This is a genomic window from Chromobacterium sphagni, from assembly GCF_001855575.1.
In the GTDB taxonomy this organism is placed as follows: Bacteria; Pseudomonadota; Gammaproteobacteria; order Burkholderiales; family Chromobacteriaceae; genus Chromobacterium; species Chromobacterium sphagni.
This window is the reverse complement of record NZ_MKCS01000001.1, coordinates 340,600-363,464: the sequence shown is the minus strand read 5'-3', so window position 1 is coordinate 363,464 and position 22,865 is coordinate 340,600. Positions and strand designations below refer to the sequence as shown.

General features: G+C 67.3%; 14 protein-coding genes. 5 read left to right on the top strand and 9 right to left on the bottom strand.

All coding sequences use genetic code 11. The annotated features are described in order from the left end of the window. Position 1 precedes the first annotated feature (1 nt). Positions 2-2,599, top strand: a complete 2,598-nt coding sequence (locus tag BI347_RS01800; RefSeq protein ID WP_071111498.1) for an ATP-binding protein — start codon at positions 2-4, stop codon at positions 2,597-2,599. Beyond that, complete coding sequence (locus tag BI347_RS01795) at positions 2,574-3,464, top strand: ATP-binding response regulator (RefSeq protein ID WP_071111499.1); 891 nt, start codon at positions 2,574-2,576, stop codon at positions 3,462-3,464. The genes BI347_RS01800 and BI347_RS01795 overlap by 26 nt, the downstream gene beginning before the upstream one ends. Here the strand turns inward: BI347_RS01795 and BI347_RS01790 are convergent. After that, a complete protein-coding gene (locus BI347_RS01790; protein ID WP_239690802.1) occupies positions 3,451-5,766 on the bottom strand; it encodes a DNA internalization-related competence protein ComEC/Rec2 in 2,316 nt (771 codons plus the stop codon). The genes BI347_RS01795 and BI347_RS01790 overlap by 14 nt on opposite strands. A gap of 156 nt (positions 5,767-5,922) precedes the next feature. Between BI347_RS01790 and BI347_RS01785 the strand changes: the two genes are divergently transcribed. Next, on the top strand, positions 5,923-6,510 hold the full coding sequence (locus BI347_RS01785; RefSeq protein WP_071111500.1) for a phage tail protein: 588 nt from the start codon (positions 5,923-5,925) through the stop codon (positions 6,508-6,510). A 48-nt stretch (positions 6,511-6,558) separates the two neighbouring features. Beyond that, a complete protein-coding gene (locus BI347_RS01780) occupies positions 6,559-6,894 on the top strand; it encodes a hypothetical protein (protein WP_043579667.1) in 336 nt (111 codons plus the stop codon). Between the two features lie 34 nt (positions 6,895-6,928). On the opposite strand, the gene BI347_RS01775 is transcribed toward BI347_RS01780, so the two are convergent. From BI347_RS01775 to BI347_RS01750, 6 genes are all read right to left on the bottom strand, one after another. Then, positions 6,929-7,456: a GNAT family N-acetyltransferase gene (locus BI347_RS01775; RefSeq protein ID WP_071111502.1), complete on the bottom strand. Its 528-nt coding sequence runs from the start codon at positions 7,454-7,456 to the stop codon at positions 6,929-6,931. Positions 7,457-7,528: 72 nt separating this feature from the next. Beyond that, positions 7,529-9,652 (bottom strand): site-2 protease family protein, encoded by a 2,124-nt coding sequence (locus tag BI347_RS24735; protein WP_275636630.1) that lies wholly within the window; start codon positions 9,650-9,652, stop codon positions 7,529-7,531. Beyond that, a complete protein-coding gene (locus BI347_RS01765; protein WP_071115179.1) occupies positions 9,637-10,962 on the bottom strand; it encodes an efflux RND transporter periplasmic adaptor subunit in 1,326 nt (441 codons plus the stop codon). The genes BI347_RS24735 and BI347_RS01765 overlap by 16 nt, the downstream gene beginning before the upstream one ends. A 4-nt stretch (positions 10,963-10,966) precedes the next feature. Continuing rightward, the gene (locus tag BI347_RS01760) at positions 10,967-11,710 is read right to left on the bottom strand and encodes an efflux RND transporter periplasmic adaptor subunit (RefSeq protein WP_095210772.1); all 744 of its coding nucleotides are present in this window, start codon (positions 11,708-11,710) and stop codon (positions 10,967-10,969) included. After that, complete coding sequence (locus BI347_RS01755; RefSeq protein ID WP_239690801.1) at positions 11,707-13,182, bottom strand: TolC family protein; 1,476 nt, start codon at positions 13,180-13,182, stop codon at positions 11,707-11,709. The genes BI347_RS01760 and BI347_RS01755 overlap by 4 nt, the downstream gene beginning before the upstream one ends. A gap of 139 nt (positions 13,183-13,321) precedes the next feature. Then, on the bottom strand, positions 13,322-20,404 hold the full coding sequence (locus tag BI347_RS01750; RefSeq protein WP_071115177.1) for an Ig-like domain-containing protein: 7,083 nt from the start codon (positions 20,402-20,404) through the stop codon (positions 13,322-13,324). 217 nt (positions 20,405-20,621) lie between these two features. Between BI347_RS01750 and BI347_RS01745 the strand changes: the two genes are divergently transcribed. Next, on the top strand, positions 20,622-21,398 hold the full coding sequence (locus tag BI347_RS01745) for a class I SAM-dependent methyltransferase (protein ID WP_071111506.1): 777 nt from the start codon (positions 20,622-20,624) through the stop codon (positions 21,396-21,398). Here the strand turns inward: BI347_RS01745 and BI347_RS01740 are convergent. Further along, a complete protein-coding gene (locus BI347_RS01740; RefSeq protein ID WP_071111507.1) occupies positions 21,390-21,737 on the bottom strand; it encodes an antibiotic biosynthesis monooxygenase family protein in 348 nt (115 codons plus the stop codon). The two genes, BI347_RS01745 and BI347_RS01740, sit on opposite strands and share 9 nt — an antisense overlap. Continuing rightward, positions 21,734-22,834, bottom strand: a complete 1,101-nt coding sequence (locus tag BI347_RS01735) for a cytochrome P450 (protein ID WP_071115176.1) — start codon at positions 22,832-22,834, stop codon at positions 21,734-21,736. The genes BI347_RS01740 and BI347_RS01735 overlap by 4 nt, the downstream gene beginning before the upstream one ends. Positions 22,835-22,865 lie beyond the last annotated feature (31 nt).

Below are 22,865 nucleotides of genomic sequence, written 5' to 3'. Positions count from 1 at the left end.
GATGCCGAGGTTGAACCGACTCACCTCGCTATTGCTGGGCTGCCTGCTGGGCGCCGGCTTGCTGCTCACCGAATATTGGCTGCTGCTGGAGCATGATCGCGCCGAACGGCTGCAGGAACAGCAGCACTGGGGCGCGCTGGGCACCGGCCTGGTGGTGCTGCAACTGGAAGACGCTCTGGAGCATACCCGGATCATGGCGCAACAGCTGGCCGGCAACAGCCAGGCGCACGGCCTGTCGGAGCTGGCCCGCCGCGTGGTTCGCGACGACAGCCTGTTCGCCGGCATCGGCACCGTGGCGCTGGTCGAGCAGAACCAGCGCGACGCCTTCGAAAACCGCATCGCCACCAGCATACGTTTCCTGAAAAACCAGCACCTGCAACTCAGCCCGGCGCAGCTGCAATACTACCCGGTGGCCAGCTACCTGCCAGACGACGCCAATGCCCTGCCGCAGGGGCTGGACCTCAGCCACCAGGGCGATTCCAAATGGCTGCTGGACCTGGCGCGCCGCAGCGACCAGCCGATGCTGCTGCCCAGCCAGCCGTCCGGCCCGGGCAGTACCCGGCTCGACATCATCACCCGGCTGGGAGACGACCATACGCTGCTATTGCTCAATCTGCGCCAGGACAAGCTGATGCAGCCGATAGGCAACGAACTGATCACCGACAATCCGCTGCACCATGTCCGGCTGCTGATCTGGAGCAAGAGCCAGCCGGACATCCCACTGCTGGATTCGTCGCCGGGCCGTCCCATCCCCACCGAGCCGCCGATGTTCTCGCGCCGCAGCAAGGTCGGCGGCAATGAGCTGCTGCTGGGCGCCTATTCGCTGCAACCGGTGCGGCCGCTGCTCAGCAGCATGGCCTGGACGCTGCTGATCGCCTCGACCTGGACGCTGGCGCTGCTGCTGTTGCTGCAGCAGCGCCAGTTGCAGGCCAATCGCCGGCTGCGCAAGCAACTCCAGCTGCAACAGCAGCAATTGGAGCAGAACAACCGCACGCTGCGCGAACAGATCGGCGACCGGGAAATGTCGGAACAGGCGCTGGCGCAAAGCGAGGCTCGCCAGCGCGCCATCCTGCAGGCCAGCTCCGACGCCATCATCCTGATCGCCCGCAGCGGCCACATCATGCAGGCCAACCCCGCCGCCGCCAGGCTGGTGGAGCAAAGCGCGCAATCGCTGGAAAACCTGCCGGTCGGCGTGCTGTTCCCCGAGCTGTACAACCCTGACCCCAACAGCGTGTTCGAACAGATCGCGCGCCAGCACGAAGGCCGCCCATTCGAAACCAGCCTGCTGCGCAGCGACGAACTGCAGTTGCCGGTTGAGCTGTCGCTGAGCCGGGTGGTGATGCCGGACGACTGGTTCTACGTCACCGTCTGCCGCGACATCTCCTTGCGCAAAGAACAGGAAGAGGCGCTGATCCGGCTGAAGAACAGTCTGGCCGAGCAGGTGGAAGTGCAAAGCCGGCAGCTGGCGGCGCTGCTGGATGCCAGCCCGCTGGCGATGGCCTACATCGTCGACCGCAACCTGCGACAGGTGAACCACGCCTTCCTCGAGCTGTTCCAGCAACAGGGCCGCAACGTGATCGGCCACTCCACCATGCCTTATTTCGAAAGCCGCGAACAATGGGAGCGCACCGGCAGGGCCCTGTACAGTCTGCTCAACGACGGCAAGGTGGTGCAGACCGAACTGCAATTGCGCACCGGCAAGAACAAGCTGTTCTGGTGCCGGCTGCACGGCAAGGCGGTCAATCCCTCGGTGCCCAAGCTGGGCACCATCTGGGTGTATCAGGACATCTCGGCGCAACGCTCGGTGGAGGAGACCTTGCGCCACGCCAAGATCCTGGCCGAGGAAACCAGCCGCGCCAAGACCGAATTCCTGGCCAATATGTCGCATGAGTTGCGCACGCCGCTGCACGCCATCCTCGGCTTTACCGAAATGGGTCAGCTGCGCGCGCACAGCCTGGGCGAAGTCAAGCTGGAGCAGTACTTCACCCGCATCAACACCAGCGGTAGCCGCCTGTTGACCCTGCTCAACGACCTGCTGGACATGGCCAAGATGGAAGTCGGCCGGATGGACTACACCATCAGCCGCGGCAACCTCACCCAGTGCCTGCGCGAAGCCTGCGACGAAATGACGCCGCTGGCCTCGCTCAACCAGATCCGCATCGATCTGGAATGCTCGCCGGAGATGCTGGCGGCCGACATCGACCCCTTCCGCATCGGCCAGGTGATCCGCAACCTGCTGTCCAACGCCGTCAAGTTCAGCCCCAACGGCGCGGAAATCCGGGTGCAGGCGCAACTGGCGGAACAGGACGGCCAGGAGTGGGTGCACGTCAGCGTCGCCGACGCCGGCCCGGGCATCCCCGAGAAAGAGCTGGAAACCATCTTCGACAAGTTCATCCAGAGCAGCACGACCAAGACCGGCGCTGGCGGTACCGGCCTGGGCCTGGCCATCAGCCGCGAAATCATCCACGCCCATCATGGCCGGATCAGCGCCGACAACCTGCCGGCGGGCGGCGCCATCTTCGCCTTTTCGATTCCCCGCCATTTTCAGCGTAACCTAGAGGAGGGAACGCCGGATGCCTCACAAACTCTTGCTCGTTGACGACGAGCCGTTCAATCTGGAATTGATGTCCGAACTGCTGGAGGACGCCGGCTACGAAACCCAGCTGGCCGAAAACGGCGAAGCCGCCTGGCAGATACTGGAACGCGAGGGCGAACACTTCTCCACCATCCTGCTGGACAAGATGATGCCGGGCATCAGCGGCTTCGACGTGCTCAAGCGCATCAAGGCCGAACCGCGGCTGGAGTTTCTGCCGGTCATCATGCAGACCGCGATGGGCGCCGCATCCAGCGTGCAGGAGGGCTTGGCGGCCGGCGCCTTCTACTATCTTACCAAACCGTTCTCGCGCGACATGCTGCTGGCCATTGTCGGCGCCGCCGTCGGCCACTGGGACCGCTACGTCCATTTCCGCGAGCTGGCCAACCTGCATGTCGACGCGCTGCGCCACCTGCAAAGCGCCTGCTTCCGCTGCCGTACCCACCGCGAAGCCCAGGCCGTCACCGCGCTGCTGGCCAAGACCAGCTCCCAGCCGGAACGGGTGGCCACTGGCTTGTTCGAACTGCTGGTCAACGCCATCGAACACGGCAACCTGGACATCAGCTACGAGCAGAAAAGCCAGCTGCTCGCCAGCGGCGATTGGGAAAAGGAGCTGGAAAGCCGGCTGCAGGCGCCGGAGTACCGCGAACGCGAAGTCTCGGTGGAGTTCAGTCTGAACGGCCGCCAGTTGCAGTTCATCGTAGAGGACATGGGTTCGGGATTCGACTGGGAGTACTACCAGAACGCCGAACCCGCCTCGCTGATGACCAGCCACGGCCGCGGCATCCTGATCGCCCGCAAGCTGTCCTTCGACAGCCTGCACTACGAAGGCCCAGGCAACCGGGTGATCGCCTGCGTCAACCTGGACTGAGGCCGGGTGCGGCGCACGCGCCGCGGGCGCGCCAGTAGCGCGGCTGCTGCTGTCGCAGGCATTGCCATCGCACCTCGGCGGCAAAGTCCAGCGTGATGGCGCCGTCCAGATCGGTGCGCAATACGCCGACCTCATGCTGCCGCAGGCGCTGCAGCACCTGCGGATGGGGATGGCGGTAGCGGTTGAGGAAGCCGGCGCTGATCACCGCCAGTTGCGGCCGCGCCGCCGCCAGCCACGCCTCGCCGCTGGCAGTGCGGCTGCCATGATGGCCGGCGATCAGCACGCTGCTGGCCAGCCGGACGCCCGGCTGCGCCACCAGCGCCTCCTCCACCTGCTGCGGGGCGTCGCCGCTGACCAGCAACGCATGCCGGCTGGCCGCGATCCGCAGGATGCAGCTGTAGGCGTTGTCCTCGCCGGCCGCCGGGCTTGGTCCCGGCGCCAGCACATCGAAACGTATGCCATCCCACTCCCAGCTCTGTCCCTGGCGGCACGGCCGGGCCCGCGCTTGCGGCAGGGCCTGCGGCTGGCCGGCCAGCACGCGGGCCACCGGCAGCGCTGCCAATACGCCGGCGGCCGCGCCATCGTGATCGCTGTCGTGATGCGACAATATCAGCATATCCAGCCGCTCCACGCCCAGGCCGCGCAGCTGCGGCAACACCACCCGGCCGGCCTCGCCGGCGCCGGTGTCGAACAGCAAGGCATGCTCCGCCGTCTGCACCAGCATGGACAAGCCCTGGCCCACGTCCAGCACCGTGGCGCGGAACTCTCCCGGCGCGGGTCCCGGCGGCCGATACACCAGCACAGGCAACAGCAACAGACCCGCCAACGGCTTGCCCGGCACGCCGCGCGGCGCAATCAGCCACAGCGTGCCCAGGCTCGCCAATGCCAGCAGCGGCCAGGGAGAGCCGGCCACATGCCAGGCCGGCCCCTGCGCCAACCACGCCACGCCGGAATAGAACACTCGAGCCAGCCACCCGACCATGGGCAACAGGCCGTCCCACGGCAGCGCCACCGCCAGCAGCGACAACGGCGTCAGCAGCATTGAGACGAAGGGTATGGCCAGAGCGTTGGCCAACGGCGACAACAGCGGAAAACCGCCGAACAGCGCCGCCAGCGGCACCAGGCTGGCCACGCCGGCAGCCCATTGCCCATCCAGCGCGGCGCGCCAGTGCGGCGGCGGTCGCCGTCGCGCCAGCGAACAAAACATCAGCGTCGCCACCAGGCCGAACGACAGCCACAGGCCAGGCGCCAGCACCGCGAACGGGTCCAGCAGCAAGGTCAGCGACAGCGCCAGCCACCACACCTGGAACGGCGACAGTTGGCGGCGCAGCTGCAAACAGCCCCAGCCGGCCACCAACATGAACAGGGTGCGCTGGGTCGGCACCGTGAAGCCGGCCAACAGCGCATAGACGGTGGCCGCCGACAGGGCGGCGCCGGCGACCAGCAAGCGCGGCGCGCGCGCCACCGGCCAGCGGCGCAGCAGGCTGGCGCATGCCCAGCCCGCCAATCCCGCCAACATCGTGATATGCAAACCAGAGATGGACACGATGTGGGTCAGGCCGGTGGCGGCGAACAATTGCCAATCCTCCCTCGCCACCCGTTGCTGCGCGCCCACCGTCAGCGCGGCCACCAACGCCGACTCCCTGCCGGCGCCCAGCGCCCGTTCGATGCGCGCCACTTGGCGCGCGCGCCAGCCGTCCACCCAGGCCATCAGGCCCTGGCCATCGGCCAGCCTCCGCCGCTCCTTGCCGGCCGAGCCGCTGGCCAGCAGCCCCTCCGACCACAGCCACTGCTCGGCGTCGAAGCCGAACGCGTTGGCGCTGCCGCGCATGGGCTTGAATCGCGCGCTCAATTGCCAGCGGCTGCCCGGCGGCCAGTCCCGCTTCAGATAGTCGTGCAGCTGTACCCTCTCCGGCAGCGCCGCGCCCGGCGTCAGCGCCCGCTCCACCTCCAGCACCAGCCGGACGCCGTACTCGCCGGGATCTGGCAGGCCGCGCACCACCGCGACGAACGCAATCGGCTTCTGCTGCCAGGCCACCGGCAGCTCATGCTGCAGCCGCCACTGCGCGCGCGCCGTGGCATAGCCAAGACCCAGGGACAGCGCCAGCAATACCAGCAGCCATCGGCGGAGCGGCAAGCCCGAGCGCCAGGCGCAAGCGGCCAGCGCCGCCGGCAGCAGCGCATACCCGCGCAGGTCCGGCAAAGCCGGCAGGAAGGCGCAGCACCCCACCCCGACGACCCAGGCAATCAACGCCGCCATGCCGGGGGCGGCCCTGGCGCGCCGTTCGCGGCCATCCGGCATTTCGCCTCTGCCCGGCCGCCGATTAAGTGGAAATACCATCATGGCAAATGACAATGTGGATTAAATGCAATTCTGTATAAGCTGAACCTATGGCAATCGCGGAAGTTACAGCCCTGCCGGCATCCCGCCAGCGGGATCACTGACGAAGGAGCAAACGTGGACGCATATATCGGCACCATTCTCGCCTTTGGCTTCGACTTTCCCCCGATAGACTGGGCGCAATGCCAGGGCCAAACCCTGCAGGTCTCCCAGAACCAGGCGCTTTTCGCCACCATCGGCAGTTTTTACGGCGGCAATGGCAGCACCGTATTCCAGTTGCCCAATTTGTGTGGCCGGATGCCCATCAGCATCGGGCCGGCGCAACCCACCTACAACCTGCCGTCCTACGCGATAGGCAACTTCGGCGGCCAACAGACCGTCAACCTGCTGACCTCCAACATGCCGCTACACAACCACGGCACTTCGGCTGTCAACGTCAGCTTCCAGGCCTCCACCGTCCCGAACCCGACGACGCCGGCCAGCGCGCCCAGCACCAGCAACCCCTATCTGGGCGCCTCTGGCGGCGGCACCGGCCTCGCCACCATCTGGAGCCAGCAACTGGAGAGCCCGGTCACCGTCAAAGGGCTGGGACTGAGCGGCAATACCGACACCGCCGGCGGCACCGCCCCGGTCAGCGTGCTCAACCCCTACCTGGCGCTGAATTTCTGCATCGCCGTGCAAGGCATCTTCCCCACCAGACAATAACGCCACTGCAGGCGGCGGCGGCCCGGCCGCGCCGCCGAGGAGAACCCGATGCTGGCCGAACTCCGTAGCGAAGATTTCGCTCCCTTGCTGGGGCAGAGCTGTCTGTTCAGCGTGGAGCAGCAGCCCGAACTGGAATTGCGAATCCAGACCGTCCGCCAGAAGCCGCTGGCTCAAGTGCCTGGCCGGGAGGACACGCAGCGCACGCCTTTCGTGGTCGAGTTGGTCGCCGCCCACGCCACCGAACTGGTGGACGCCGTCGGCACCCTGAGCCTGCCGGCGGCAGACGGCCTGCCCGAGCGGCGGCTGGAAAACGTCTGGATCAGCCGCACCGGCGCCATGGGCCGCGACCGCCAGTACTGCTATTTCCAGTTGCCGTTCAATTAACGCAGCCAACGCCAGCCGCCAGCGGCTGGCGACTTCAAACCGCGCCGACCATGATGGAACGGCCGTCCGGATACCACACCAGCTTGTCGGCCACCGCGCCCGCCTCTTCCAGCACGAAACCCAGCGACTGATACAGACGCCTCGCCTGCTCGTTGCCATGCCACACCACCACCGCCAGCGGGCAACGCACCTGGCGCGCCGCCTGCTGCAAGCCCTGCAGCACCTGCTTGCCATAGCCGCGCCCGCGCGTCTCCGGCAGCATGGCCAGGAAAATGACCCGCACCTCGTTATGGCCGAAATCCACCATCACCACGCCGATGGCGGCGCCGGTCTGCTCCACCACGAAATGCATCGCGTTCGGATGATTCTGCCCAGCGCCCTGCAACAGCGCCTGCAACTGCTGGCGCTGCACCGTGTCGATCAGTTCGCGCTCCCCTTGTATCCATTGCAGGTCCGGCCGCGCGCTGCGGTAGACCCTGTCGATGAAAGGCGCGTCGGCGGACTGCGCCGGCCTCAGGGTCAGGCCCTGGGCCAGTGAGGCGAAATTGAGTTCGGCGGCCATGCTCTCTCCTTGGAATTGACACGGTGAATGATGGGAAAACCAGCGCCGTCTCGATCGGACGGCGCGTAACGGCTACAACCCGGCCTCGCGCTCGACAACGGCCAGAAGATGCCGCCAACCCAGCTGCAACAGGCTGTAGCGCTCGCCGCGCAACTTCGCCCAACCCGCGGTTTCGCGCAGCGGCGCGACCTGGCGGTCGCAGTCCTCCAGCCGGACCCGGAACACCGCGCTCAATGGCACCAGGCCATGGTCGCGCGCTTCGGTGGCGATCGGCCCGCCGAAAGTGGAAGCCAGCAGCGGCTGGTCCAGCGTGGCCAGATTCAGGCTGTCTATCGGTCCCAGCCGGCAAGACACCGCCCAGCCCTCGCCGCTGTCTGGCACAAAGCTGGCCCGGCCGCCGCGCCGCAGCCCGATCAGGCTGTCCTCGTCGACGAACGCCTCCCCCCGCGACCCGTCCGGCCCAACCAGATCCAGCAGATGCTCGCCCTCCGCCACCACGGTGCCCGGCCGCAACGCCTCGCTGCTGTCCGCCACCCGGCCGGCGAACGGCGCCGTCAGCACCAGTCTGGCCAATTGCCGGGATAGGCTGGCTACCTGCTGCTGCGCGGCCAGCCATTGTTTCTGCAAGGCCGGCCCCTGCTGCTGCAACTCGCTGTTGAACGGCTGCTGCGACGCCTGCCAGGCCAGGTGGCGCTCCACCACCTGGGCCTGCGCCATTTGCCGGGCCAATTCCGGCGAGTACAACCTGGCCAGCACCTGGCCCGCCCGCACCTGCTGGCCATCCCGCGCCTTGACCTCGACCACCTCCGCCGCATCCGGCGCGTACAAGCCTTGCGATTGCGCGGCGGCCAGCACCGCCGGGCTGGAGACATCGCGCTGCCACGGCAGCAACAGAAACAGGGTGATCAACGCCAACAAAGCGGCGCTGCGCGCGGTTTCCAGCTGCCAGCGCAAATCCGCCCGCCGCGCCCACCAGCAACGCAGCTCGGCGACGATGGGCCGCGCGATGAACCAGCCCAGTTCGACGCCCAGCAACAGCAGGCCCAAAGTCTTGAAAAACAGGTGGTAAACCAGGAAGGCGATGGAGAGGAACAGCACCAGCCGGTACAGCCAGGTGGCCCAGGAGAACAGGATCAGCGCGCGGCGCCGGGCGGGCAGGAAGAATTCCGGAACCGGGTCGTCCAGCCCCAACAGCCACTGCCGCATCTTCCAGCGCGCCAGCGCGAAGGCGCGGGCGTGCAGATTGGGAATGCCCAGCCAGTCGGCCAGCAGAAAATAGCCGTCGAAGCGCATGAAGGGGCTGGAGTTGATCGCCAGCGTCGCCAGCCAGGTGGTGGTGGCCAGCAGAAACACCCCCGCCCGCAGCGGACCGTCCGGCAGGAAGCACCAGGCCAGCGTGGCCCAGGCCGCCAGCGTCAGCTCCGCCAGCATGCCGGAGGCGCCGATCAGCATCCGCTGCCGCCGCGACGGCAGTTTCCAGGCGTCGCTGGTATCGGTGTACAGCACCGGCACCATCACCAGGAAGGCCACTCCCATCGCCGGCACCCGGCAGCCGAAATGCCGGGCCGTCAACGCATGGCCCAGCTCGTGCAATATCTTGGCCAAGCTAAGCGACGCCGCGATGCCCAATGCGGCGCTCCAGCCGCCGTAACCGGAGAAGGTATGAGTGAACTCATCCCAGCGCCGGGACGCCAGCGCCAGCGCCAGCGCAGCCAACGCCGCCATCAGCCACCAGAACGCCGGCCGAAACACCGCCGTCAGCCAGGGCAGCAGCCGGTTCAACACCGGCTCCGGCCGCACCAGCGGAATGCGGAAGAACAGGTAGTTCTTCAACAGCCACATCGCATGCCCGGGCTTGCCGGCCTGGTACTGGCGCCAGACCCGTTCGCAATCGGCGGGGGCAAGCGGTTGCAGCAATTGGTGCTGCCGTAAAAACAGCAGCAGCTGCAGCAGATCGTCTTCGCCCAGTTCGAGCGTGGTTTCGGCATTCACCGCCGCCAATACCGCCGCGGCGTCGCCAAGCGGCCAGCGCGACAGCATCTCGAAACTGGCCCAACCCAGCTGGTAGAAACGGTTGGCTCCCGGATCGTGCAGCATCCAGCTGGGCGAGCCGTCCGCCTGCGCCGGGCCGGCGTGCAGCGTCAACTCCTGCCGCAGCGGCGGCAGCGCCGCGGAGCCCATCACCAGCCCAGCCATTGCCGCGCCGCCGTCAACGGCCGCCGCAGCGCGTAATAGGACAAAGGCACCCAGTCGCCATACACCCGCGCGGTGCCCATCTGGCCCAATTGCGGCAGACGCTGGCCGGCGACGAAGCTCGCCTGCAGACGGTAGGCCAGCAGATTGCCCTCGCTGACTTCGGCCTTGTAGGCCACGCGCAGCAAAGTGGCATCGTAGGAGCGGAATGGCGAGGCGTTGGGATACAGCGTGACCTGGCTGCCGGGCTGGATGGCGATCGCTTCGGCCGCCGGCAGCCAGGCGGTCAGCTCCACTTTGGCCGGGTCCGCCAGCGTCATCACCTTTTCGCCCTGGGCCACCGCCTTGCCCTGCCAGTCGTTGCGGTCGGAAAACACCACCACGCCGTCGGCCGGAGCGGTGACATGCAGGCGCTTGAGCTCGCGGCCGGCGAAATCGGCGCTGATGTCCTTCTCCTCCAGCCTGGCCTTGTCCTGCGCCATCGCCAGCTTGCCCTTGTCGTCGGTGACCGCCAATTGCGCGCTAGCGCGGAAGCTTTCCTCAGCCGCCCGCCTTTCTTCCTTGGCCAGCTCAAACTGGCCGGACAACAAGGTGGCGTCCAGATCGAACAAGGGCGCGCCACGCTTCACCGGCTGGTTGGGCAACACTTCGACGCGGTCTATCACCCCCGCCACCGGCGCCCGCAACAGCATCGGGTCGCTGGGCACCACTTCGGCGCGCGCCAGCACGCTTTGGCGAATGGGAAAACAGGCCACCAGCAGGGCTGCCAACAACGCGCGCCGCCGCCGCGGCCCGGCGCTCAGGCCCTCCCGCAACAGCGCCCGCCAGTTGCGGCGCGGCGCGAAATGCCGCAAGGCATGGGCGTAGGCGTGCGCCAGCTCTTCCGCCAGCTTGAGCTCGTAGTCGCTCCAAAGTTGATCGCGCGCCAACAGCAAGGCGCCATGCTCGCCCAGCGGTAGCCACAGGCCATGCTCCGGCAGCCATTGCCGCCACTCCTCGGCTAGGGCCTCGGGCAGATCGGCGGCGGTGCAACAACGGCTGGCCGCCTCTCCGGATTCGCGTCGCAGATGGCGGAACACGGCGCTCAGCCATTGCAGGTAAGGCGCGGTGGGATCGGGTTCGGCCAGGCCGGACAGGGAGGCCACATGGCGGTGCAGCCCCTCCCGCCAGAAGGCGGCCTGGCGGTAGGGCAGCAGCTGCAGGCTTTCGTTGACCATCACGAAGCCCAGCTGCGCCGCGCTGTCGGCCTCCCGGGCATGGCGCTGCAGCTGCAGCAGGGTGGCCAGTTCCAGGCTTTTGTCGGCGTGTCCCATGGCCTTATTTGAAACTGGCCCAGCCGCTCATGCCGGGCAGCAGGTTGCCAGCCTTGCCGTCTATCACGCCTATCGCCAGGATGGACTGGCTCACCGGGTCGATCTGCGCGCCCAGCCGCTCTATCCGGGCCGGGAAGCTGGCGCCCAGCTCGTCGACCGAGATCGTGAAACGGCTGCCAGGCTTCAGCGTGGCCAGCCACTTCGACGGCACCAACATGCGCAATTCCAGCGAATCGGAATCGACGATGTCCAGAATGGGGTTGCCCGGGCTGACATACTGGTGCACCGCCGCGCTGCGCTTGGCCACCCGGCCGTCGAACGGCGCCGCGATGCTGCACTTCGACACCAGCGTCTGCGCGTAGCTGGCATCGGCGGCGGCCTCCTTGGCCTTGCCCTGCGCCTGGGTCAGCTCCAGCGTGCCGACCGAGTTGTATTTGGCCAGCTGATTGTTGACCTTCAACAGCTGGCTGGCCGCCTCAAGCGAGGCCTGCGCCTTGCGCAGCTGCGCCCGGTAGCTGCTGCAATCGAACTCCACCAGCAGCTGGCCGCGATGGAAGCTTCCGCCTTCCACCACCGGCAGCGCGGAGATCTTGGCGGGGATTTCGCTGGACAGGGTCACCGCGTGGCGCGACATCAGCTGCACGCGGATGCGGCCGTCGGCGGCGTTGAGCGTCGAGGCCGGCGGCGTGGCCGCGCCGGCGACGCCGGCCAGCCCGATGGCGGCGAGAGTGAGCCAGCGCGTTCTCATTTGGCCGCGCCTCCCGCCACCGTGCCCTGCCATTTGGTTTCGGAGCCGCGGAACGCGGCGCTGAGCGAAGCCAGATCGTAGCCGCTGGTTGTCGCGGGCAGCGGGTCCAGCCCCAGGCTGGCGCCCATCTGGCCGTAGGCATTCTGCAAGTCGCCGTAAGTTTGGAACAGCCGCAGCGATGAGAACACCGCGTTGGCGTCGGCCAGAATGCCCTGCAGCCGCGCGGTGGCGCCGCTGTCCACCGCGTTGCGGGTTTGCTCGTAGATGGCCTGATCCACGCCGTTGAGCTCATGCTCCAGCTCGAACTGACGCGCGCGGCCCCGATAGTCGAGATAGGCGACGTGCACCTGGGTCAGCACCGCCATGTTCAGCGCCAGCCGCTGCGCCTGGTCCACCGCCACCTGGGCATCCGCCGCGCGGGTGATGGGCCCGGCGCTGAACAGGTTGAGCAGGTTCCAGCTGATGCGCAGGCCGGCGTCGCTCCAGGCGTTGTTGACCAGGAATTTGTTGCTGTCGTAATGCTGGCCGACGCTGAATTCCAGCCCCGGCAGCAGCTTGGCGATCGCCTTGCGGGTTTCCAGCGCGCCTATGCGCTGGTTGTAGTGCGCCTCCACCACCTCGGGCCGGTTGAGCAGGGCCATTTCCTCCATCTTGTCCAGCTCCATGCCCAACCCCGGCACCGGCATGTCGGCAGGCACCGCGATCTGGAAGTCCTGGCCAGGCGTCACGTTCATAATGGCTGCCAGCCTGGGCTTGGCCTGCGACAACGCATTGCGCACCGCTGACATCTGCCGCTCCACGTCAAGCAGCTGGCGCCGGTAGTTGAGCGCGTCCAGCGGCGCGCGCAGCTTCTGCCGCTCCACTTGGCGGGCGTCCTCCAGCGCGGATTCCGCCTCCTTGAGCAAAGCGTCTATCCGTCCCTGCAGCTGCTGCGCCCCGGCCGCCTGCCACCAGGCCTCGCGCACCTGCTGCATCAGCTGCTGCGCCACCTTGCGCTTGCGCTGCTGCAGGATCAGCACCCGGTCGGCCTGCTGCTGGGCCGAATAATAGCTGACGCCGAAATCCAGCACGTTCCAGCTCAGGTTCAGATCGCCGGTGTGATCGCGCTTTTCGGTGGAGATGGACGGCACCAGCGACTGCTCGCCGGTGGCGATATTCTGCGAGGACGACGCATTGTCCTTGCTGCGCGAGGTATAACCCGCCGCCAGCGCCAGCTTGGGCAGCATGTCCAGGCTGGACAGGTCCAGCTGGCGTTGCGCCATCGCCTCCTCCATCAGCTTCACCCGGTAGTCCAAGTTGTACTTCAGCGCGCGCGCCATCGCCTCCTGCAAGGTGACCGGCCCGGAAAGCGCCTCCTGGCTGCCGAACATCGCTTGCCGGTCGGCAGCCAGCGTCGCCCGCCGATCGGACAGGCTGAGCGGCTGCGGCGTCACCGCGCAGCCCGCCATCGCCATGACCAGAACCAGCGGCAACAAACGGAGCCGGCTAGCCGGTGCATGAACAAGGTCCGCTGGTGCTGCCTGATTGCTCGATTGCATGCTGCTGCCCCTTAAGCTTTGAAGGTTGTCAGGGTTGTTCCCTACATTGCTCTGCGCCCGGCCTCGCCTGCCACTACGCTTGCGCATCGTCTCCCAGCAGAGCCTGCAACTGCTGCGCGAGTGCCTGGTGCCCATGTCGTGCGAACTGCTCGTTCAACGCCTGCTTGCCTTGCGGCGCGGCGTTGCGCGTCGACTGCGTGGCCGGCTGCTTCTGACCGAAATTCAGCTGCAGATGGCTGTTGCCATGATGGCCGGACCTGTCCTGCACCCGCATTTCTATCGAGATGGGCTTGTTCCAGCCCGCCGGCGCCTGGCCGGAGAAGCGCCCGGTCACCGGGTCGAACTTGAGCCAGGAGGGCAAGGGCTGGCCATTGCTCTGCCGCACCTGGATGCTCAGGCTGGCGGTCGCGTCGCGGGTGATGATGGTAGCCGGCGGCAACACGATGCTGAACGACTGCCCGGCGATCAACGGCCGCGCGCCCAGATCTGGATTCACCTGCAGCGACGTAGTCAGATTGCTGTTGGTATTGCTGATGTAGGTGGCCGCATTGCCGTTGACGTTATCGACGCTGGTGGTGCCGAAAGACGCAGGAGACAAGGCGGAACGCTCGGTAGTCGTAGTGGTGGCAACCGTGGCATCCCCCTGGACCAGGGGCGCATTGGCCGCCGCATTGCTGACCGCAGTCAGCACGATATTCGGTGTGATCGCCGGCAACTGGATATTTGTCGAGACCACCTCAGACGGCAGAATGGACGTCGGCGCGACCGGATTCACGACCACCATCTGCGCCGAAACCTGATAAGCCGGCGCAGTGGCATTGCCGGACAGCGGATTGCCTGCGGCATCGCTGACCGTGCCGGCCTTGATCGCCACCGACAGCGAGCCGCTGCCTCCCACGCCGGTCAGCCCGATCACATAGGTGGTGGCGCTGATCTGAGTCACGCTGCCGACCGTGCCATGCGCGCTGCCGCTGCTGACCACCGTCAGATCGTCGGCGGTGAAGCCGGTCACCGGCTTGGAGAAAACCACCTGGTAGGACAGCGTGCTGTCCAAGGTGTCGACAGCGCCGACCGTGGTGAAGCTTTGCACCTGCGGTGGCGCGGTGTCCACCGTGATGTTGTAGGCCGTTGATTGCGCGCTGACATTGCCGGCGGCGTCGGTCGCCGTGGCGCGGATCGCGTGGTTGCCGTCGGCCAGGCTGCTGGCGAGGTTGTAGCTCCACGCCCCGCCGCCATTGGCGGTGGCGCTGCCCACCGCCGTGCCGTCCACATACACCGTCACCGTGCTGCCCGCCGTCGCGCTGCCGGTGATGGTGGGCTGGTTGTTGTCGGTGATGCCGTCGCTATGGCTGCTGCCGGTGTCGGTGGCGGCGCTCAAGGCAATGCCGCTTGGCGCTGCCGGCGTCGCGGTGTCCACCGTGATGTTGTAGGCCGTTGATTGCGCGCTGACATTGCCGGCGGCGTCGGTCGCCGTGGCGCGGATCGCGTGGTTGCCGTCGGCCAGGCTGCTGGCGAGGTTGTAGCTCCACGCCCCGCCGCCATTGGCGGTGGCGCTGCCCACCGCCGTGCCGTCCACATACACCGTCACCGTGCTGCCCGCCGTCGCGCTGCCGGTGATGGTGGGCTGGTTGTTGTCGGTGATGCCGTCGCTATGGCTGCTGCCGGTGTCGGTGGCGGCGCTCAAGGCAATGCCGCTTGGCGCTGCCGGCGTCGCGGTGTCCACCGTGATGTTGTAGGCCGTTGATTGCGCGCTGACATTGCCGGCGGCGTCGGTCGCCGTGGCGCGGATCGCGTGGTTGCCGTCGGCCAGGCTGCTGGCGAGGTTGTAGCTCCACGCCCCGCCGCCATTGGCGGTGGCGCTGCCCACCGCCGTGCCGTCCACATACACCGTCACCGTGCTGCCCGCCGTCGCGCTGCCGGTGATGGTGGGCTGGTTGTTGTCGGTGATGCCGTCGCTATGGCTGCTGCCGGTGTCGGTGGCGGCGCTCAAGGCAATGCCGCTTGGCGCTGCCGGCGTCGCGGTGTCCACCGTGATGTTGTAGGCCGTCGATTGCGCGCTGACATTGCCGGCGGCGTCGGTCGCCGTGGCGCGGATCGCGTGGTTGCCGTCGGCCAGGCTGCTGGCGAGGTTGTAGCTCCACGCCCCGCTGCCATTGGCGGTGGCGCTGCCCACCGCCGTGCCGTCCACGTACACCGTCACCGTGCTGTTGGCTTCCGCGCTGCCGGTGATGGTGGGCTGGTTGTTGTCGGTGATGCCGTCGCTATGGCTGCTGCCGGTGTCGGTGGCGGCGCTCAAGGCAATGCCGCTCGGCGCTGCCGGCGTCGCGGTGTCCACCGTGATGTTGTAGGCCGTCGATTGCGCGCTGACATTGCCGGCGGCGTCGGTCGCCGTGGCGCGGATCGCGTGGTTGCCGTCGGCCAGGCTGCTGGCGAGGTTGTAGCTCCACGCCCCGCTGCCATTGGCGGTGGCGCTGCCCACCGCCGTGCCGTCCACGTACACCGTCACCGTGCTGTTGGCTTCCGCGCTGCCGGTGATGGTGGGCTGGTTGTTGTCGGTGATGCCGTCGCTATGGCTGCTGCCGGTGTCGGTGGCGGCGCTCAAGGCAATGCCGCTCGGCGCTGCCGGCGTCGCGGTGTCGATGGTGATGGTATCCGCCGTCGATTGCGCGCTGACATTGCCGGCGGCGTCGGTCGCCGTGGCGCGGATCGCGTGGTTGCCGTCGGCCAGGCTGCTGGCGAGGTTGTAGCTCCACGCCCCGCTGCCATTGGCGGTGGCGCTGCCCACCGCCGTGCCGTCCACGTATACCGTCACCGTGCTATTCGCTGCCGCGTTGCCGGTAATGGTTGGCTGGTTGTTGTCAGTGATGCCATCCGTGTGGCTGCTGCCGGTGTCCGTCGCCGCGCTCAAGGCCAGGCCGCTGGGGGCGGCCGGCGCGGTGGTATCGATCGTCACCGCATAGCCGCTGGATACGCTGCTGTTTACGCTGCCGCTGGTCGCCATCGCGGTGATGGTGTGCGAGCCGCTGCTGATCGCCGTGCCGAAGGCATAGCTCCAGGCACCGGAACCATTGGCGGTGGTGGTGCCAACACTGACGCCATCAAGATAAACGGTGACGGTGCTGTTAGCTTCGGCGCTGCCGGTCACTGTCGGCGTGGTGTCGCTGGTGATGCCGTCGGAACTGCTGCTACCGGTGTCGGTGCCGGCGGTCAGCCCGCTCACCGTCGGCGTCGGCAGCTGGATGGCGATGCTGCGGGTGACGGCGGCGCTGTTCACTTGACCGTCGTTCACCACGAAGCTGATGGTGCGGGTGGCGGTATTGGGCGTGCCCGAGGTGTCGTTGTAGGTAACCGCCTGCAGCGCCGCTTGCCATTGCGCCACGGTGGCGGTGGCGCCGCTGGACGTCAGCGTCAGCACACCGGTGCCGCTGTTGTAGCTGGCGCTGATATTGCCGAAGGTGGCAGAGCTGGTATTGCTGAAAGCCAGCACATCCTCGCCGCTCTGGAAGTTGCCGGTGATGGACACCGTGGCGCTGGACAGCGTGGCGTTGTCGCGGTCGGACACCGTGACGCCGGAGTCCACCACCACCGGGGTGGGCGTGGCGCTGATGATATAGGAGTTGTTGCCGCTGCTGGCGGTGGTGACCGGCGTCTGGTCGGTGTCCGCCACCGTCACGCTACGGGTGGCCGCGGTGCTGTTGTTGGTTCCGTCGTTCACCGTGAAGCTGATGGTGCGGGTGCTGTTGTTCGGCGTGATGGCGCTATCGGTGTACGTCACCGCGCGCAATGCCGCCTGCCATTGCGCCACCGTGGCGGTGGCGCCGCTGGACGTCAGCGTCAGCACGCCGCTGCCGCTGCTGTAGCTGGCGCTGATATTGCCGAAGGTGGCGGAGCTGGTATTGCTGAAGGCCAGCACATCCTCGCCGCTATGGAAGTTGCCGGTGATCGACACCGTCGCGCTGGCCAGCGTGGTGTTGTCCAGGTCGGACACCGTGACGCCGCTATCCACCGCCACCGGAGTGGAGGTGACGTTGTTGCCGGCGGTGAACGCGGCGCTGCCGCCGCTGGCGGTGAGCAGCGGCGTCTGGTCGGTATCCGTCACCGTCACCGTTTTGGTGGTAGCGGCGCTGTTCTTGGAACCGTCGTTGACCACGAAGCTGATGGTGCGCGTGGCGTTGTTGGGCGTCACCGCGCTGTCGGTGTATTTGACCGCGCGCATGGCCGCCTGCCATTGCGCCACCGTCGCCGTCGGGCCGCTGGAAGTCAGCGTCAGCACCCCGGTGCCGCTGTTGTAGCTGCCGACGATGTTGCCGTAAGTGACGGCGCTGGTATTGGTGAAGCTGAGCGAGTCTTCGCCGCTATGGAAGTTGCCGGTGATCGACACCGTGCCGCTGGCCAGCGTGGTGTTGTCGAGGTCGGACACCGTGATGCCGCTGTCCACCGCCACCGGCGTGGAGGTGGCGTTGTCGCCGGCGGTGAAGGCCGTGCTGCCGCCGCTGGCGGAGGCGATAGGCGTCTGGTCGGTATCCGCCACCGTCACCGTCTTGGTCACCGCCGTGCTGGTATTGCTGCCGCCGTCCTGGACCTGGAAGCTGATGGTGCGGGTGGCGCTGTTCGGCGTCACCGCGCTGTCGGTATACGTCACCGCCCGCAATGCGGCCTGCCATTGCGCGATGGTGGCGGTGGCGCCGCTGGAGGTCAGCGTCAGCACACCGGTGCCGCTGTTGTAGCTGGCGCTGATGTTGCCCATGGTGCTGCCGTCATTGGTGAACGCCAGCACGTCCTCCCCGCTGTGGAAGTTGCCGGTGATCGACACGGTGCCGCTGGCCAGCGTGCTGCTGGCGTTGTCGGTGACGCTGACGCTGCCGTCCACCGCCACCGGCGTGGAGGTGGCGTTGTCGCCGGCGGTGAAGGCCGAACTGCCGCCGCTAGTGCTCAGCAGCGGCGCGTCGCTGATCGCCATCGTCACGCTAGACGCCGAGCTGGTGCCGCCGCGGCCGTCGTTGACCGTCACCTGCACGGTGCGGGTGGAGGTATTGGGCGTGCCGGCGGTGTCGTTGAAGGTCAGCGCGTTGACCAGCGTGCCCACCCTGGAGGCAGTGGCGTTGCTGTTGAAGTCGACGATCAAATCCTGCCCGCCGCTGCCCACCCCGCTGCTGTCTATGGTGCCGACCGCTACGCCGCCTACCGACACCGTGCTGCCGGAGTTGGTGCCGTTGCTGAGCGTGACCGTGCCGGCGGTGCTGATGCCCAGCACGTCCTCGCCGCTGTGGCCGTTGGCGGAGATGTGCACCGTCAGATTGCCGCCGTTGAAATTCGAAGTATCGCTATCGCTGACCGTGGCCGCGGTGCCGGTGTCCAGGCTCACCGCGCCGCTGCCGGCGTAGTAGGTATTGCTGTCGCCGTTCAGGTTGCTGATCACCGGCGCGCTGTCCGCCGCCACGGTGACGGTCTTGGTCACCGTGGAACTGGTGTTGCTGCTGGCGTCGGTGATGGCGAAGCTGAGGGTGCGGGTGCTGGTATTCGGCGACAGCGAGCTGTCCCGGTAAGTCACCGCCTCCAGCGCCGCCTGCCACTGCGCATTGGTGGCGGTGGAACCGCTGGAGGTCAGCGTCAGCACACCGGTGCCGCTGTTGTAGCTGCCGCTGATATTACCCATGGTGCTGCCGTTATTGGTGAATGCCAGCACGTCCTCGCCGCTGTGGAAGTTGCCGGTAATCGATACCGTGGCGCTGGTTTGGGTCGAGGCCGCGGTATCGCTGAGCGTGATGCCGCTGTCCACCGTCACCGCGTTGCCGCTACCGGAGCTGTAGGCGCTGCTGCCGCCGCTGGCGGTCAGCGTCGGCCCCGGGAAATGGAAGGTGGTGGCGTTGATGGCGCCGATGCCCACCAGGCCGGTGACGTTGTGGCCATTGGCCGCGATCACGCGGAAGGAGTCGATGCCGACGAAATTGCTGTTGCTGGACACATTGAAGGTGACCGGCGAGCCGCTGTTGTCGATGTCGCTGACGCTCTGGCTCAAGGTGGCGCCGGCGACGGCGGAACCGTTCAGATAGCCCACCAGCTGCATGGTGCCGCCGTTGAAGGTGGAGTCGTAGCCGTTGATCACCACGGTGATGGAGTTCAGCGTGAACAGGCTGCTGTCGTTGGGCTTGACCGATAAGTAGTTGATCTGCTTGACACCGTCGCTCAGCGCGTCCACCGTTTCCGTGGTGCTCGAACCATCTTTCTCGACGATGATCATCTCGTTCTGGCCGTCGCTGTTCGAGTTCATGTTCATGGTGAAATTCCAGCCAAGGTAATTGCTTACCGTCAGCGTGGCGTTGCCGGTGGGCACCACGGTGGTGGAACCATCCAGCGAATCGAAACTGGTGGTGCCGGAAGTGGGTTGCGTCAGCAGGCCGTCATAGCCCGACAGGTCCAGCGTCGCCACGTGCAGCTTGCCGGTGGCGTATTCCAGCGTCCAGTCGCCGCCCAGGCTGGCGGCGCCGGTAAGGTCGGTAGAGCCAGCTGTCACGCGGCCGCTTTCCTGCGCGATCGCATTGACCAGCGCCGCGCCGTCGCTGCCTTCGGCCACATCGCAGCCGTACAGCAGGATGTCGCCGCCGGGGCGCAAGGCCTGTCCTATCGTGGCCAATTCCGCCTGATAGCTGGCGACATTGGCCGTCGTCAGCTGCGTCGTGCCCAGCTGCAGATCGTTTTCCTGGCCGTGCGAAATGATGTGGATGGCGCCGTAGCCGCTGTGGGTTTGCGCCCACTGCGCGATCTGCGCCAGGCCGTCCTTGCTGCTGTCCAGAATCACCACCTGGTAATTGGACGGCAACTGCGACACCAGGCTTTGCAGGTTGGCGACGTCGTTTTCGACGAACACCACTTGCGGCACGTTGGCCGCGCCGTCCCGCGCTCCGACCGCGCGCGGCGCTTCTGCGGCCGACGGCGCCGCGGCGGCGGCCGGCCTAGCCTCGCCGTGATGCTGCTGCGCGCCGGCGTCCTGCGGGTCGTGCATCACGCCGACATGCTGCGCGACATGGTTGGCGGTGGCAGCCACTGCGCCGTCAAACATCATCCGGGGCTCCAGCGCCTGCAACAGCAAGCGATTGGCCGGACGGTCCGCCTGTTTGGCCGCCTGCTGCCGGCCTGCCGATTTCCACCATGCCATGCTGATTCTCCTGACCACCCCCGGCGATACCGCCAAAGGCATAAATAAAGAACACCTACTTAAATAGATAGACTAGTTGCCCATATAAAAAATGTTGATTGAGTAAATAGGTTTTAGATAAATCTACTTAGTCTGCAAGGACCGCGGCAAAATCGGCGCCGGCTTGCGGCAAACAGGCTCATCCCGTATCGTGCGCAACAGTTTTCAAGGAATGCCGATGACCGCCACCCCGCTGTACTGCGCCGAACCCGCCCGCATCGATGCCGCCCGCCGTCTGGCCGAGCGCTTCGACCTCCTCCTGATCCGCCAGCGTCCGGCCACTGGCTACTGGCTGGAACTGGGGCCGGAGCGGCTGGAGCTGGTCACCACCGGCAAGCACGGCGCGGTATATGCGGAATTCGTCGAGGGCGCGGCGCGCCACCGCCGCGAACAGGGCGGCGGCCGCGGCCAACCAGTGGCCAAGGCGGTGGGCCTGAAGGGCGCCAAGGACCTGCCCTCGGTGGTCGACGCCACCGCCGGACTCGGCCGCGATAGCTTCGTGCTAGCCACGCTGGGCTGCCGGGTGACGATGGTGGAGCGCTCGCCAGCGGCGGCGGCACTGCTGGCCGACGCGCTGGAACGCGCCCTGCGCGACGACGCCACCCGCGACATCGCCGCGCGGATGACGCTGGTGCATGCCAGCTCCATCGCCTGGCTGGGCTCGCTGGCGGAAGCCGAGCGGCCGGACGTGGTGTTTGTCGACCCGATGTTCCCGGACACCGACAAGAAATCCGCAGCGGCCAAGAAGGACATGCAGGCTTTCCAGCATGTCATCGGCGACGATATGGACAGTTCCGAACTGCTGACGGCGGCCATCGCCGCCGCCAAGGTAAGGGTGGTGGTGAAGCGGCCGCGCCTGGGCGCGGCCATCGCCGGCGTCAAGCCGTCGGCGGTGCTGGACGGCAAGTCCACCCGCTTCGACCTCTACGTGATCAAGGCGCTGGCCTCAGGCTGAGTGCGCGGCGCCACTGTCGGCCGGCGCTTGCTCCCGCTCGTTCATGCCATAGTCGCGCAACACCGCCGCCACCCGCAGCCGGTAGCCGGCGAACAGCCTCTCCCGTCCCGCGGCCTGCGCCATGCGGTGCGATTCCAGATTGCGCCAGGCCGCCACCGCCTCCTCATCGCGCCAGAACGACAAGGACAGCAACGTATCGGGCCGGGCCAGGCTCTGGAAACGCTCAATGGAGACAAAACCATCCATCTGCGCCAGCTGTTCCCCCAGGCGCGCCGCCCATTGCAGATAGCCATCGCGGCCGTCTGCCGCCGGCGTAGCCTCGAAAATCACTGCGATCATGTTCTCTCTCCCGCGCCGAAGCGGCGCACTCTGACATTGGGCAGGCTGCGAAACGTGATGCCGCCGCCCAGGCTACGCCAATCCGGACGACTCTCCTCCAACGCGTCCAGCGCGCCCCTGGCGATGGCCAAAGCCAGCGCCTCGCCGGGACAGGCATGCCGGCCGCAGCCGAAGTCCATCGCCTCGCCCGGCCCCGCCGGGTCCTGCGCGGCGGCGGCCAGCAAAACCAGCACCTGATCGCCGGCCCGCAGTTCCTGGCCGGCCAGCACCACATCCGCCTCGACGAAACGACGGGTATTGTGCAGCACCGGATCGCGCTGCAAGCGCCGCCGCCATTGCGCGTCGTCGCGCCAATCCCACCGTTCCTGACAACGCCAGGCAATGCCGGCGGACAACAAGCCGGCGGTCGCATCCAGGCTCTGGAACAGCACGCCCAGCAGATTGGCTTGCAACGCCGCCTCGTCCAATTCGGCGAACTGCCGCCGCCATTGCCGCAGCCAGCTGCCGTCCGGCGCGGGCAAAGCCCGCAGCCCGTCCAGCACATCTGCGCAAGCCGCCTCGCCGTTCCGCAAGGCGTCGCCGCCGGCATCGGCGGCCAGCGCCCGCGCCAGCATACCGATCCGCGCCGCAAGCGCTTGCAGCTGCCCGCCAGGCCAGCCAAGCAGCGCCGCCAACGTCGCCACCGGCAGATACGCCGTCAGGCCATCCAGCGCCGCGCCGTCGACCGGCCTCCCCGCCTGATAGCGGCCGGCCAAGGAAAAGGCGCGGTCGCGCACGCCATTCAGCGGCAAACCCGTCAGGCTCGCCTGCACAGCGGCGCGCAAGGACGGATGGGCCGGCGCCTCGCACATTCTCAGCCAGCGGCCGAATACCTCTCCCAGCCCGCTATCTGCCAATGCCGGCGGCACCGGCGCCTCAGGCGGCCGCACCCGGCAGGCCGGACTGGACAGCACCGCCTGGGCGGCGTCGGACGATGCCGCCAGCCACATCCGCCGCTCCGCGTCGTAACACCAGCCCCGCCGCGCCAGATCGCGATAATAAGGATAAGGATCGGGATGGCTGGCGGCGGCCAGCGCGTGTTGGGGCCAGGCGCTCATGCCGCGCCTCCCCAAGACTGGCGCCGCTCCG

Bases quoted from the DNA above. Each gene is read 5' to 3' on its own strand.
- BI347_RS01800 (WP_071111498.1), top strand. From the start codon at position 2: ATGCCGAGGTTGAACCGACTCACCTCGCTATTGCTGGGCTGCCTGCTG.
- BI347_RS01795 (WP_071111499.1), top strand. From the start codon at position 2,574: ATGCCTCACAAACTCTTGCTCGTTGACGACGAGCCGTTCAATCTGGAA.
- BI347_RS01790 (WP_239690802.1), bottom strand. From the start codon at position 5,766: ATGCCGGATGGCCGCGAACGGCGCGCCAGGGCCGCCCCCGGCATGGCG.
- BI347_RS01780 (WP_043579667.1), top strand. From the start codon at position 6,559: ATGCTGGCCGAACTCCGTAGCGAAGATTTCGCTCCCTTGCTGGGGCAG.
- BI347_RS01775 (WP_071111502.1), bottom strand. From the start codon at position 7,456: ATGGCCGCCGAACTCAATTTCGCCTCACTGGCCCAGGGCCTGACCCTG.
- BI347_RS24735 (WP_275636630.1), bottom strand. From the start codon at position 9,652: ATGGCTGGGCTGGTGATGGGCTCCGCGGCGCTGCCGCCGCTGCGGCAG.
- BI347_RS01765 (WP_071115179.1), bottom strand. From the start codon at position 10,962: ATGGGACACGCCGACAAAAGCCTGGAACTGGCCACCCTGCTGCAGCTG.
- BI347_RS01760 (WP_095210772.1), bottom strand. From the start codon at position 11,710: ATGAGAACGCGCTGGCTCACTCTCGCCGCCATCGGGCTGGCCGGCGTC.
- BI347_RS01750 (WP_071115177.1), bottom strand. From the start codon at position 20,404: ATGGCATGGTGGAAATCGGCAGGCCGGCAGCAGGCGGCCAAACAGGCG.
- BI347_RS01745 (WP_071111506.1), top strand. From the start codon at position 20,622: ATGACCGCCACCCCGCTGTACTGCGCCGAACCCGCCCGCATCGATGCC.
- BI347_RS01740 (WP_071111507.1), bottom strand. From the start codon at position 21,737: ATGATCGCAGTGATTTTCGAGGCTACGCCGGCGGCAGACGGCCGCGAT.
- BI347_RS01735 (WP_071115176.1), bottom strand. From the start codon at position 22,834: ATGAGCGCCTGGCCCCAACACGCGCTGGCCGCCGCCAGCCATCCCGAT.